At 27.1% G+C, this 13,771-nt stretch carries 12 protein-coding genes and 1 rRNA gene; 3 read left to right on the forward strand and 10 right to left on the reverse strand.

The window, feature by feature from the left end; genetic code table 11:
* Window positions 1–328 (reverse strand): 16S ribosomal RNA (locus tag ABHC41_RS10430); the annotation flags it as partial.
* A 459-nt stretch (window positions 329–787) separates the two neighbouring features.
* Between ABHC41_RS10430 and ABHC41_RS10435 the strand changes: the two genes are divergently transcribed.
* Window positions 788–1,435, forward strand: a complete 648-nt coding sequence (locus ABHC41_RS10435) for a hemolysin III family protein (RefSeq protein WP_092922126.1) — start codon at window positions 788–790, stop codon at window positions 1,433–1,435.
* Window positions 1,436–1,482: 47 nt separating this feature from the next.
* Here ABHC41_RS10435 and ABHC41_RS10440 read toward each other — a convergent pair whose 3' ends face one another.
* From ABHC41_RS10440 to ABHC41_RS10475, 8 genes are all read right to left on the reverse strand, one after another.
* Complete coding sequence (locus tag ABHC41_RS10440; RefSeq protein ID WP_166506065.1) at window positions 1,483–2,901, reverse strand: HAMP domain-containing sensor histidine kinase; 1,419 nt, start codon at window positions 2,899–2,901, stop codon at window positions 1,483–1,485.
* A 20-nt stretch (window positions 2,902–2,921) separates the two neighbouring features.
* On the reverse strand, window positions 2,922–3,641 hold the full coding sequence (locus ABHC41_RS10445; RefSeq protein WP_092922120.1) for a response regulator transcription factor: 720 nt from the start codon (window positions 3,639–3,641) through the stop codon (window positions 2,922–2,924).
* Between the two features lie 175 nt (window positions 3,642–3,816).
* The gene (locus tag ABHC41_RS10450) at window positions 3,817–4,572 is read right to left on the reverse strand and encodes a hypothetical protein (protein WP_271893785.1); all 756 of its coding nucleotides are present in this window, start codon (window positions 4,570–4,572) and stop codon (window positions 3,817–3,819) included.
* 2 nt (window positions 4,573–4,574) lie between these two features.
* Window positions 4,575–5,462 carry an ABC transporter ATP-binding protein gene (locus ABHC41_RS10455; protein ID WP_092922114.1) on the reverse strand — a complete coding sequence of 296 codons (888 nt, stop codon included), beginning with the start codon at window positions 5,460–5,462 and terminating at the stop codon, window positions 4,575–4,577.
* Window positions 5,463–5,485: 23 nt separating this feature from the next.
* Entirely contained in the window at window positions 5,486–6,514 is a 1,029-nt protein-coding gene (locus ABHC41_RS10460; RefSeq protein WP_271893788.1) for a hypothetical protein, read from the reverse strand.
* Window positions 6,515–6,694: 180 nt separating this feature from the next.
* A complete protein-coding gene (locus ABHC41_RS10465; protein WP_271893790.1) occupies window positions 6,695–7,879 on the reverse strand; it encodes a hypothetical protein in 1,185 nt (394 codons plus the stop codon).
* 229 nt (window positions 7,880–8,108) lie between these two features.
* Window positions 8,109–10,478 carry a heavy metal translocating P-type ATPase gene (locus ABHC41_RS10470; protein WP_092922108.1) on the reverse strand — a complete coding sequence of 790 codons (2,370 nt, stop codon included), beginning with the start codon at window positions 10,476–10,478 and terminating at the stop codon, window positions 8,109–8,111.
* A gap of 12 nt (window positions 10,479–10,490) precedes the next feature.
* The gene (locus tag ABHC41_RS10475) at window positions 10,491–10,871 is read right to left on the reverse strand and encodes a metalloregulator ArsR/SmtB family transcription factor (protein WP_207733588.1); all 381 of its coding nucleotides are present in this window, start codon (window positions 10,869–10,871) and stop codon (window positions 10,491–10,493) included.
* Between the two features lie 194 nt (window positions 10,872–11,065).
* On the opposite strand from ABHC41_RS10475, the gene ABHC41_RS10480 reads away from it, so the two are divergent.
* The gene (locus ABHC41_RS10480) at window positions 11,066–11,536 is read left to right on the forward strand and encodes a hypothetical protein (protein ID WP_092922105.1); all 471 of its coding nucleotides are present in this window, start codon (window positions 11,066–11,068) and stop codon (window positions 11,534–11,536) included.
* A gap of 141 nt (window positions 11,537–11,677) precedes the next feature.
* Here the strand turns inward: ABHC41_RS10480 and ABHC41_RS10485 are convergent, their stop codons facing one another.
* Window positions 11,678–12,760: a hypothetical protein gene (locus ABHC41_RS10485; protein ID WP_271893792.1), complete on the reverse strand. Its 1,083-nt coding sequence runs from the start codon at window positions 12,758–12,760 to the stop codon at window positions 11,678–11,680.
* 254 nt (window positions 12,761–13,014) lie between these two features.
* Between ABHC41_RS10485 and ABHC41_RS10490 the strand changes: the two genes are divergently transcribed.
* Entirely contained in the window at window positions 13,015–13,743 is a 729-nt protein-coding gene (locus ABHC41_RS10490; protein WP_092922100.1) for an HAD-IB family hydrolase, read from the forward strand.
* Window positions 13,744–13,771: the final 28 nt, after the last annotated feature.

The raw sequence follows: 13,771 nt of genomic DNA on the forward strand, positions 1-13,771 counted from the left end.
GAGTTTGGACCGTGTCTCAGTTCCAATGTGGCCGATCACCCTCTCAGGTCGGCTACTGATCGTCGCCTTGGTAAGCCGTTACCTTACCAACTAGCTAATCAGACGCGGGTCCATCCTGTACCGCAAAAGCTTTGATATTTTTACCATGCGATAAAAACATGTTATCTCGTATTAGCATACCTTTCGGTATGTTATCCGTGTGTACAGGGCAGGTTACCCACGCGTTACTCACCCGTCCGCCGCTCTTTACCGAAGTAAATCGCTCGACTTGCATGTGTTAGGCACGCCGCCAGCGTTCATCCTGAGCCAGGATCAAACTCTCAAATAAAAGTTGTTACCTGCTCAGACTATCATTATCTGAATATCTGGCTTGGTTTGTTTTCGATTCTTTTAAGAATCAGTTATATAAATTAACCTACTGTTTAATTTTCAAAGTTCATTTTCGTTTTTGCCCTTTTCTTAAGGACAAGTAATACTATATCACCTTACATTTATATCGTCAACACTTTTTTAAAACTTTTTTAAAAAAATTATTATTATTTATATTTTAAACATAAATTAATATATCCAAAACTCTTGTATTTAAGAGAATTTCCAGTTAATTTGGTTTTATTTTTTATTGAAAAATTTTTTTAAAGTATATATACATTTACAAATTAGAGTATAATAGTAATATAGTATTAAAACCAGATACTAATTTTGTTATAATTTGTTGGTTTATTTACTTATTTATGTAAAAACGTTTAAAATGAATTATATATTCAACTTTAATTTATGGAGGTAAATTATGAATAATTATCTTAGAGAGCCAATTAATGGTTTCACACACCTTGCTGGTGCAATCTTATCCTTTATTGGTCTACTAGCATTGGTAATAAAAACAACATTAAATACCCCATCTACTTTAGAGCTAACAGCTGTAATAATATTTGGATTAAGTATGATTCTTCTATATGCAGCTTCTGCAACTTATCATTTAGTTATTTCTAGTGATAAGGTAATAGGATTTTTAAGAAGATTAGACCACGCTATGATATTTGTTTTAATAGCAGGTTCATATACACCATTTTGCTTGATAGCTTTAGATGGTCCTACTGGATGGATTTTATTTGGAGTTATAATGGCTACTGCTATTGCTGGCATATCTTTTAAATTAATTTGGTTTAACTGCCCTAGATGGATTTCAACAGCTATATATGTTGCTATGGGATGGATTTCTATATTTCTTATTAGTCCATTATATAAAGCTTTATCATTCCATGGACTTTCTTTACTTGTATTAGGTGGAGTTTTTTATACTATAGGAGCTTTAATATATGCAACTAAACCAAAATTTTTAGAATTTAAATACTTAGGTTTTCACGAAATCTTCCACATATTTATAATGCTTGGAAGTTTAACTCATTTTTTCTGTGTATTTAATTTTGTCATATAATAAAAAAGGAGAACTATCAGTTTTGATTAGTCTCCTTTTTTATTTATCTAAAGTATTATTTCTATTTTTGTACCACTACCTATATTGCTTTCTACTTTTATATCTCCATTATGAGCCTTTACAATATCTCTACTTATGGCCATACCTAAGCCTGATCCTTTATGAGCATAACCTGTATTAGTTCCTCTATAATATCTCTCAAATATATACTTAAGATCTTCTTCAGATATTCCCCTTCCATTATCTTCAATAATTATATGTGTCTTTTCATCCAAAATTATATTTACTTTTATACTTACATCTTCATTATTGTGAATAATAGAGTTGTATAAGAGGTTATTTATTGCTCTCTTCATTAGTAATTCATCTATTTTCAATACTATATTATCTTCTTTCGAATTAAAATCTATATATACATTATTATATTTAGGGTTGTTAAGTATATCTATAATACATCCTCTAACCAGTGATACTATATTCTTTTCTTCCCTGGATATATTTGAATATCCATCTTTTAGCTTCATAGTTAAATTTAAATCATCAACTAATTCTTTTATATAGTTTGCCTTACTATCTATAATCTCTGCATATTGAGATACTTCATCTACTTCTATATCATATCCGCTAGACATTAATTCTGCATATCCTTTTATAGATGCTAAAGGTGTTTTTATATCATGAGAGATATTTGCTATCCACTCATTTCTCATGGATTCGATTTTTTTTCTTTCTCTTTCATTTGATTTTAATGTGTCTGCTAAATTATTCAATTTATTAAATACTGGCTTGTATATTCCTTTTTCTTTATAATATGATTCATAGTTTCCACCAGCTAGATCTTCAACTCCACCAATTATACTTTTTACAGGTTTAGTTAAAGATTTACTAAATATATACCCTATCACTGTAGCTACTATACAGTCTACTATTATAATCGCCAATATAACTTTTGATATTATATTTCTTAATGACTCAGATTCAGTAACTATACTAGTTCTACTCACCTTGTTCATTGGAAATCCAATTAGGTATGTATATGAGTAATTATTTATATTTTTTTCAGCAACTAAAACTGTAGATTTATTATCTTCTACTCCAGCATATTTATATGTATTTATTAACTGAACAGGTGTGTATTTATTTCGGATATTATTAGGTGCATTATACTTGTAAATTACACTTCCATCACTGTCTAATATTTGTATCCACATTTTATCTTTTTTTAATATTTCTTTACCTTTATCATTCACATAAACGTTATTTATATCATCTGTATCATTAAAAATATTTTTATTAAAATCTCTTACAAATGCCTCTACATTATTAAATATTCCATGTCCATTTTGTGAAGAATCCGCATTTATCATAACAGATATAAAAATAGCTATAGCTATATTTAATTGAACAACTATCATAGCTACTATTACAGTTGATAAAAGGTACTTTAAAGTCAATTTCCATTTCATACTAAATCATCCTTAGCTATCTATTCTTTTACTAAAAACTTATATCCAAGCCCTTTTACATTTATTATATATTCTGGCTTTGAAGGATTATCTTCAATCTTTTCTCTCAGTCTTCTTATATGAACCATTATGGTATTATCATATCCTATAAAATCATCTCCCCATACTTCATCACAAAACTTTTCTTTACTTATTATCTGATTTTTATGTTTTACCATATACATAAACATCTTTAATTCTTTAGGCTTTAATTCTAATAATTCTCCATTTTTCTTTACCTCTAAAGTCTGCTCATTCACTTCAAATGGCCCTACTTTTATAATATTATTATTTATTTTTTCTTCTATATTAAATTGCTTCTTACTTCTTCTAAGTTGAATTTTTACCCTAAGTGCTAGTTCTTTTATGCTAAATGGCTTTGTTATATAATCATCAGCACCTATAGATAACCCTACTAATTTATCTAATTCTTCTCCTTTCGCTGATAAAAATAATACTGGTATGTCTGATGTTTGTCTTATTTTTTTACATACATCATATCCTTCGATATCCGGAAGCATAATATCTAGTATGGCTAAATCTGGATTTTCATTTTTGAATATTTCTAATCCATTAGTTCCATTATCAGCTATATAAATATTTTCAAATCCTTCTTTTTTAAGTGCCTTTTTTATTAAATTTAATATCTCTACTTCGTCATCTACTACTAATATCTTACTTTTTCTTATTAAGGACTCCATTTAAAACCCTCCTATCGCTATGATAAAATTTTTTACTACACGTTATTTTAATTTTACGTTTTTTTATATTTAATTTATACCATATTTTATAACTTTTATTTCTAATGAAAAAAGAAAAGCATAACTAATGTTTTGCTTTTCTTTTTATTATTTCTAAATTATTTATATTTATATATTATCTTTCACTTAAAAAACTTCTCTTAGCTAAATTGTAAAATAATACTACTCCCACTACACTTGTCCCTATAAATACAGCCCATATACTTAATGGTAGTTTATATCTTATAATTGGAGTTGCATACATTCCTAATATAGGCCATTCTAAAATATTACTAACCATACCTCTAGCCTCCATAAAGTAAGGTATTGCCATACATGCTCCACCTATTAAAAATGGTACTATTGCATTTTTACTTATAGATGATAAAAATAATCCTAAAGCTGCTAGTAAGAATGATCCTATTATTATGTTGATAGTCATCATTAATATCATTTGAATTACTGTTATATTAGATCCGCTATTTCCAAAGTACCATAAATTCTTTAATGGAGTATCTAATCCTTTAAAGTTTAAGGATACTAATGCTCTTAATACCATTGTATATAATATTGAAAGATTTACTATGCTAGCACTTACTCCAGCTGCTATAAATTTACTTATAACTAACTGTTTCTTACCATTTTTTGTAGCTTTTATCAATCCATCCATGTTTGAATTATACTCTATAATAAAACTTCCTGAAAACATCATAAACATAGTTAATCCCATAAATGGAGCAAGGCCAAACCATTTAGAAAATAAATTTGCATATGTCTCATTAATATCAAAATTATAAGTAGAGCTATATGCTAAAAATATTGTTAACATCCAAACAATAATTACTCCAAACTTAAAATTCTTTTTTATCTCTGCCTTGACAACTGAGAACATGATTATACCTCCCTTGCATCTTCTAACTCAAAATAGAACATGTAAACATCTTCAAATCTTGGTTCTGTTAGTTTTGTATTTTCATATGATGGCGCTTTATCACTTATTATTCTTAGTTGAGTATCTTCAACACCACGATTTATACTTACTACTTTGTAGTTTCTTTGAATCTCATTTACTTCACTTTCATTTTTTGTAGTTATTGTATATACTTTACCTTTCATGTCTTCTAAAATTTCTCTATGAGTTCCTTTTAGAAGTAATTTACCATCTTTTATCATAATAGTTTCTTTAGCTACTGACTCTATATCAGAAATTATATGAGTTGAAAGTATTACTATTGTTTCCGTTCCTATATTTGATAATAAATTTCTAAATCTAGTTCTCTCCTGAGGGTCAAGACCTGCTGTTGGTTCATCTAATATTAATATCTTAGGGTTATTCAGTAATGCCTGTGCTATACCAACTCTTCTTTTCATTCCTCCAGAAAACTTAGACACATTCTTATTTCTTACTTCATAAAGACCTACTAATTTTAATAACTCATCTACTTTTTTCTTAGCTTCACTATTATTCATTCCTTTAAGCGCCGCCATGTACATTAAAAACTCTCTCGCTTTAAAGTTTTTATATGCATCAAAATCTTGTGGTAAATATCCAACTAAAGCTCTATATTCATCATCTAAAGATACTATATCTTTTTCGTTATATAATATTTTCCCGCTACTTGGTGTTGTTATAGTTGCTAATTGTTTCATTAAAGTTGATTTACCAGCTCCATTAGGACCTAATAAACCATATACTCCACTATTTAAAGTTAAACTTATATTTTCATTTGCATTTTTATGTTTATATGTTTTAGTTAAATTTACAATTTCTAATTTATTCATTTTTACTTCCTCCATATTTTTATTTATCTATTTAGTACTTTCTTAAATACGTAAACATTTAGTAGTATCCCAGATACAATTATTAATCCTAATGTACTTAAACAAGTTATAACTAAGTCAAAATTCATTGAAAATAATTTAATTTGACCCATATATGCAGTAGATATAAAACTATTTTTTGAAAGTATATCTATAAAACTACATTGGTGTATTATCAGCATTAATTCATAAGGTAAAAATTTAAAAAATACCAGTATTTTTCCCATAGCTATAAATAAAATCGAACAAGATATAGATTGTATCGAGTTTTTCGTTATAAATGAAAATAAAGCTGAGAATATTGATATAGCTATAAATACTAAAGATATTACTCCTACTTCAGATGCTATATATTGAACAATACTCTTTTCTCTAACTAAACTTGCCATACTAGATATTCTATATGCTTGTAAGCCTCCATTCATCGGCGCCCCATATTGAATATATGTTGCTATAAAAGTTGCAATTAAATAAATTGCATAAACAATAATTGGTAAAATTATTGATATTAAAAGCTTTGAATTTAAAGCTTTATATTTATTTTTAGATGATAAGATTATAGTATCTACATTTGATAATCTTTCATCTGTATATAAATTTGAAGAAAGTGTAACTATTATAGCTACAATCAGTAGTGTAGCTAAAGGAAAAGTTGCTCTATTTTCAAATACTTGATAGAATGTTACGTCTTTATATTTTTTACCATTATCTTTACTTAGCTTTTCTTTTGACATTTTGCTAATTTGCTTTTCATTTTTATCTTTTAAGCCATGAGTATTCTTATTAGCAATCGATTTTATCTCATTTACTTTATTGTCTAATTTTTCCTGTGCTATTACATCTACTGGTCTTTTGTCTACTATATATTCATTTTTACTTTCATCGAAATATTCATTTTGAGTTTCTAACATAGGCTTTACAAATCCAATTTGTATAAATAAAAGTCCCATAAGTATAAGTGCTATTATTGAGGTTTTATTTTTAACTATTTTTTTTAATTCCCATCTTAACATGTTTGTTCTCCTCTCTTGTGATTACAAATTTATTATATATATCTAGATTTACACCATCATAAACTTAATCTTAAATAAACCTTACAATTCAAATTTTTCTTATTTAATATAAATTATCTGGCAAAATAAATAAGAGCAAAGCTATTTTTTGCATAACTTTGCTCTTATTTATATATTTTTTTAATTATTGTTATTTACTAAATCAACTATTTTTTGTCCTTGTTTTAGTAATTCATTATAATCATTTTCTTCTTTTATCTGATTTATTTTATCTTCTGTAATATCTTTATCTGAGATGTTAAAGTATTTCTTTAGTATTTTATATTGAGTTTCTCCATTTTTATCTTTACGATCTTCTATGCCTTTTTTCCAATTTATATCTATTTTATCCATTACCAACCCTAAAGCAGATCCCGTTTCATACTTCATTGATCTTTCTAAATAAGATGGCGATTCTGCTTGACCATTTGCAATATAATCATATGCCTGCATAAATGTAACATGGTATGGACTTTCTTTTTTTGCAAGTACAGTTAACTTTCCTCCTGTTAAATCACTATATTTATATTCAATGTATCTTGCAGTTCCTTCTATTGCTTCTGTGTTTGTTTCTGCTACTAACTGTGGCCATTTTTTATATCTATAAGCACGTGCAGTTGTCCATTGTTTTAGGTACTTCTTAACTTCTTCTTTGTTATTAGTTTCCATGCATTTATCTAAAAACTTGAATTCTAATCCCATTAAAGCATAGTTTTCTTTATTTACTGGATAATTTTCTATATACTCTCCATCACCTTTATCATATGTCCAATCTTTTTGCTTATATGTATGGAATGATTCATGTAATAAAAATGAAGTGAAATCAAAATATAATTCTGGATTTTCTATCATTTTAGGGTGATATTTAAAATAAAAAATACTTTTACCATTAATATCTACAGTACCAAAATTTGAAGGCGCCCAGGTTGAAATCAGACTTATATCAAACTTACTTATTCTATAAACTTCTGGTAGATTTAAAGATTTAGGCATATTCATTTTCCTTGCAAGAAAGCTTTTTTCAATTCCTTTTACGTTAACTGCATAGGCATACTTTCTTATAATCCCTTTATCTTTATTAGTTCTTATTAGAATTATAGGCTCCTTATTTAATTTATATTTATTGTTCCATAGTTTTTCACCATTTTCATTAAATTGTTTATATATACTTGATAACTGTACAAACATTTCTTTATCTACAGAATCAAATTCTTCATATTTAGTCTTATATACTTTATTTAATACAATGTTACTTAGTACAGTTAATACTAACAAAACTATAATAGTTGAGATTATTATAAGTGCTTTACTAGGTTTTTTCTTCATTAATGGTTTATTTCTCCTTTTGTAATTTCTTCTAAAAATCATTTTTTCATAATAAATTTTTAATATGTATACTTTATTTTTCACATATGTTTATTCATTATATATAAATAAATTTAAATTTCTGTAAAATTAATCTTAAATAAACCTTACAATTCTTATTTTTCTTAATTAATATATAAAATATACTTTAAATAAAAAAAACGAACTCAATTGAGTTCGTTTTTTACTTCTATCTCATAGCTCTCATTGCATTTAATACTGCTATTAATGCAACACCAACATCTGCAAATATAGCTTCCCACATAGTAGCAACTCCACCTGCTCCTAATATTAAAACTATAGCTTTTACAGCTAATGCAAATATTATATTTTGCCATACTATCTTATTAGTTTTGTTTGCTATTTCTATTGCTTTAGAAATTTTGCTTGGTTCATCTGTCATTAAAACTACATCGGCAGCTTCTATAGCAGCATCTGAACCTAATCCTCCCATAGCTATACCTATATCAGCTCTAGCTAAAACTGGAGCGTCGTTTATTCCATCTCCAACAAATATAACTTTTTCTTTTTCTGATTTTCCTTCATATATTTTTTCTAGCTTATCTACTTTTTCATTAGGAAGTAGATTTGAGTATACTTTATCTACTCCAAGCTCTTTTGCTATAGCTGTAGCTACTTTTTCATTATCACCAGTTAACATTACAACATCTTTTATTCCTAATGATTTTAGATTTTTTATAGCTTTTTTACTATCTTCTTTTACTTCATCTGATATTACTATATATCCTCTATATATTTGATTGACAGCTATATAAACTACTGTTCCAACTTCTTTAGCTTTAGAATAGAATATATTCTCTTTTTTCATTAATTTTTCGTTACCTGCTAAAATAAGTTCATTATTGTAATTTATTTTTATTCCATAAGCTGCTATTTCTTCATAACTAGTTATTTTGTCTAAATCTACTTTTTTATCATAGTAACTTAATATTGATTTTGCTATTGGATGATTAGAGTTTGCCTCTGCAAAAGCAGCGTACTCTAATAATTTTTCTTCAGATATTCCAACTGCATTAACCTTAGTTACATTAAATACACCTTTTGTAAGTGTTCCTGTCTTATCAAACACAACTGTGTCAACATTTCTAAGTGCTTCTAAATAGTTACTTCCTTTTATTAATATACCATTTTTAGATGCAAATCCTATTCCACTAAAGAAACTAAGTGGTATAGATAAAACTAATGCACATGGACAAGATACTACTAAAAATACTAAACCTCTATATAGCCACTCACTAAATGTAGCTCCTGGTATTATAATTGGAGGTACAACTGCTACTAAAACAGCTCCTATAACTACTGCTGGTGTATAATATTTTGAGAACTTAGTTATAAAGTTTTCAGTTTTAGATTTTTTGCTACTTGCATTTTCAACTAAATCTAATATTTTAGAAACTGTTGATTCTTCAAATCCTTTTGTAACTTCTATAGTTAATAAGGCATTTTTATTTATAAATCCTGATAATACAGATTCTCCTTTTGATACTTCTCTTAATACAGATTCTCCTGTAAGTGCAGATGTATCTACCATTGAGTATCCATCTATAACTACACCATCTAGTGGAACTTTTTCTCCTGGTTTTACAACTATTACATCGCCTATTTTAACTTCTTCAGGAGAAACTACTTTAAGTTCTGATCCTTCTTTTAAGTTTGCATAATCTGGTCTTATCTTCATAAGTGATGTTATAGATCTTCTTGATTTTCCTACTGCTATACCTTGTAAGAATTCTCCTAATTGATAGAAAAGCATAACTCCTACTGCTTCTGGTAATTCACCAATTGCTAATGCTCCAATTGTTGCAATAGACATTAAGAAGTTTTCATCAAACACTTGACCTCTTATAGCATTTTTTAGTGCTTTTAATAAAACTTCTCCACCTACTATTACATATGCTATTATAAACATCGCATCTGCAAGTTTACTTTCAAATCCAGTTGCAATTTGATATATTCCAAATATATATACTAATGACCCTATTACTAACTTTATTATATCTTTTTTATTTATATCATTCTTTTCTTCTTTAACTTCTGATTTTTTAACATTACCATTTTCATTTTTTATTTGTATGTCTAAACCTGGTTCTGTTGCATTTACTATTCCTACTATTTTATTTATAGTCTCTTTTTCATCAAAAGATTTTCTTATATTTACTGTAAGTTTTTTGTTTATAAAATTTAAATTTGAAGAATCTATTTCTTCTAACTTAGATACTTTTTCATTTATTACTTCTGCACAATGAGCGCAATTTAATCCACCTAATATTAATTCCCTTTTAATGACTTTAGAATTTGAGACTATTTCTATATCTAATCCTGGTTCTGTGTCATTTATTATCTTTATAGCCTTTTCTATAATTTCTTCCTCATTTACACCTTCTTGTATGTTTAATACAAGCTTTTTATTTATAAAGTTTAGATTTGATGATTCTATACCCTCTAGTTTAGATACTTTTTCATTTATTACTTCTGCACAATGAGCGCAGTTTAATCCACCTAGAATCAGCTCTTTTCTAATTATGCTACTAGCATCCATAACCCAATCCTCCTATCGTTTATATGTTTCTTGTATATGACATAAACCACAATCAAATATCTTACTTATGTGACAATCATCTAAAGAATAATAAACTACTTTTCCTTCTTTTCTAAATTTAACTAGTCTAGCTTGCTTTAGTACCCTTAGCTGATGAGATATTGCAGAATGAGTCATTCCTAATAAACTTGCAATATCGCATACACACATTTCATTTGAAAATAATGCATATAAAATTTTTACTCTTGTTGTATCTCCAAATACCTTAAATAACTCTGCTAAGTCATAAAGCATCTCTTCTTCTGGCATTGATGTCTGAGCTCTTTTTACTATATCTTCATGAACCTCTTCGCAATTGCACGAGTTTAATTTTTCATTTATATTTTTACTCATATCTTAATTCCTCCAAATTAATAACAATATATGAATAATTGTTCATATATATAATTATATGCCCATGTCCAAATTTTTGCAACTAATATTAACTATTTTTTTATAAAATGCACATAATAGCATTTTTAGTAATATATATATTATTAAAGTGAATTGTTATTTAGTAAGTAATACTTTAGGAGGGATGATTTACTATGAGTTTTGATAATTTCTCACACAAACAAAATGGAGATATGGATCCTAATTATATATACCCTACACCTTATATAGATCCTATGATGTATGTTAATCCTTATTATAATCAACGTCCAATGGACTACGGTAATTCTGGGTACTATATGACTTATATGAATCCTTATATCAATTATCCTGTGATGGATAATCAATATGCAATGTTAGATAATGATTTCTATTTTGATGATATGGATATGGAAACTATGTATATGGATCAAGATATGAATATGATGCCTCAGATGCCGGGTAACATGCCTATGATGCCTAATATGATGGGTAGTATGCCTATGATGCCCCAGATGATGGGTTGTATGCCTATGATGCCTAATATGATGATGCCTATGATGCCAGGCATGATGTATAATCCTTATATGATGATGGGTATGATGCCTCAAATAAACATGGAAGAATTTGATGAGGAAGAAATGTAAATTTTTTTAATTTAATTGTTATAAAATTTTAAAACTTGTCCAAAATAATAATGTATTCCTCATAATATTCCCCCAATATTATAAATACAGAATAAAGCCACTGACAGTTAAGTCGTGGCTTTATTTTTTATCAATAATTTACTATTCTAAGAAATAATCAAAGTCATCTGCACCAGATTCTACGAAATCATAAAGTACATTTTCCTCAAAATACATTTCTTCTTTAATCTCTATATAGTCAGAATAATTACATTGAAGTAATTTGTTTATATATTTTTTATCTCTATTATTGTAAGTTCCTACAAAAAACTCATTACCTATTTGATAATAAATAGCTTTTATGTCATTACTTATAAGGTACACTTCTTTTGCTACATGATGGTTATCAAAATTAAATCTAGTGAAGAATGTCCCATCTTCCATATCACTTCTTAATAAAAATGGATTATCCATATAAAACTTTTCTATAAACTCTTCCTTATTTTTCAATCTATAAATGCTTACAAACTCTTCTTTTGATATTTCATCAAAAACTTCAAAGTCAAAAATTCCTTCTTTATCTCCTACTAAAATAGAGTTTATCTTAAATCCATTTTCTTCTTTTGATATACTAAAAGCTATTCTACATATATAATATCCATCACTATCTTCGTAAAGTGCTTCACTTATATACCTTTCATTACCTTTTGGTATTACTTTATTTTTTAGGAGTGTTCCATTTATATTTGTAATATGCATATTACTTATTTCTTCACTTCCTGAGAAATATCTTAAGCTTTCTCTATCCCATGCTATAAATCTCATAGTCATATAATTTATAAATTCTACTTCATCAGTAATTTTCTTGCAAATTTTAGGATATATGTCTTCAAGTTTTAATTTTGGTTCATAATTTTCTATAATATCTATATACTCTTTTACCTCTCCTGGTAATGTTTTTTCATAGTAAGAATTTTTATTTCCATAGTAATTAACTAGAAATAAAGCTTCTTCTTCTGATATATCTATTCTATCAGCTCCCAATCCACCCATTAACCTTTCTTCTTCTCTATGAGATTCTTCTATAGTAGGATTTTTTAAGCTTACATAGTCTGCTAACCCAAGTCCTTCTGAATCTAACAAAAAGTATTGATATATCTTATCATTTTTTTCTTGCCATATTATTAAAAGTCCCATACTTCCCATTAATCTAGAATTGGTTACCTTTGCATATTTGAATTTCACAAAATCACTTCCTTATTGGAGATATTTATTTAATAAATTTTTTTAATATCAATATAATTTCTTATTAATACATATGTTATAAATAACATATAATCTCATAAGATATTTTACAATTAGATTTTAACTATTAACTATAAATTATAATATAAAATAATAAAATCTACCAAAAAAAATTTAAATTTATTTTGTATAAGTTCACAACTTAAATAAATTTTGTAATATAATAAAATAAATGTTTAATAGAGGTGATATTAATGAGAAATATAGCAGCTTTTTTTGATATAGATGGTACTCTATATAGAGACTCTCTTATGGTTGAACATTTTAAAAAGCTCATTAAGTATGACATAATAGATCAAAAAGCATGGTACGATAATGCAAGAGATGCTTTTATGAATTGGGATAAAAGACAAGGTAATTATGATGATTATCTAGATGATGTTTGTAATTTATATGTAGAATCTCTAATTGGACTTGATAAAAATTATATTGATTTTACTAGTGACCAAGTTATAAAGCTTAAATCAGATAGAGTGTATAAATACACTCGTTCAAGAATAAAATGGCACTTAGAAAATAATCACATAGTAATATTTATATCTGGTAGTCCTGATTTCTTAGTTGGAAAAATGGCTGAAAAATATAATGTTACTGATTTTATAGGAAGTAATTATGTTTTTGAAAATGGAACGTTCAATGGCACAGTAATTCCTATGTGGGACTCTAAAAGTAAGAACACTGCTATTGATGACTTCGTAAAAAAATATAATATAGACTTATCTATTTCTTATGCTTACGGAGATACAAATGGTGATATTAATATGTTAAGAAGAGTTGGCAACCCTATAGCTATAAATCCAACTAAAGAACTTCTAAATCATATAGCAAAAGATCCTGTTATATCTAATGCTGCTAAAATAGTAGTCGAAAGAAAAGATATAATATATTCACTTTCTCCGAATGTAGATATCCTTAGTATATAACATAAATTTAATTATCGAATTTAGATAA

The organism is Romboutsia sp. 1001216sp1, assembly GCF_039841805.1.
Classification (GTDB): Bacteria; Bacillota; Clostridia; order Peptostreptococcales; family Peptostreptococcaceae; genus Romboutsia_C; species Romboutsia_C hominis.

Bases quoted from the DNA above. Each gene is read 5' to 3' on its own strand.
- ABHC41_RS10435 (WP_092922126.1), top strand. From the start codon at position 788: ATGAATAATTATCTTAGAGAGCCAATTAATGGTTTCACACACCTTGCT.
- ABHC41_RS10440 (WP_166506065.1), bottom strand. From the start codon at position 2,901: ATGAAATGGAAATTGACTTTAAAGTACCTTTTATCAACTGTAATAGTA.
- ABHC41_RS10445 (WP_092922120.1), bottom strand. From the start codon at position 3,641: ATGGAGTCCTTAATAAGAAAAAGTAAGATATTAGTAGTAGATGACGAA.
- ABHC41_RS10450 (WP_271893785.1), bottom strand. From the start codon at position 4,572: ATGTTCTCAGTTGTCAAGGCAGAGATAAAAAAGAATTTTAAGTTTGGA.
- ABHC41_RS10455 (WP_092922114.1), bottom strand. From the start codon at position 5,462: ATGAATAAATTAGAAATTGTAAATTTAACTAAAACATATAAACATAAA.
- ABHC41_RS10460 (WP_271893788.1), bottom strand. From the start codon at position 6,514: ATGTTAAGATGGGAATTAAAAAAAATAGTTAAAAATAAAACCTCAATA.
- ABHC41_RS10465 (WP_271893790.1), bottom strand. From the start codon at position 7,879: ATGAAGAAAAAACCTAGTAAAGCACTTATAATAATCTCAACTATTATA.
- ABHC41_RS10470 (WP_092922108.1), bottom strand. From the start codon at position 10,478: ATGGATGCTAGTAGCATAATTAGAAAAGAGCTGATTCTAGGTGGATTA.
- ABHC41_RS10475 (WP_207733588.1), bottom strand. From the start codon at position 10,871: ATGAGTAAAAATATAAATGAAAAATTAAACTCGTGCAATTGCGAAGAG.
- ABHC41_RS10480 (WP_092922105.1), top strand. From the start codon at position 11,066: ATGAGTTTTGATAATTTCTCACACAAACAAAATGGAGATATGGATCCT.
- ABHC41_RS10490 (WP_092922100.1), top strand. From the start codon at position 13,015: ATGAGAAATATAGCAGCTTTTTTTGATATAGATGGTACTCTATATAGA.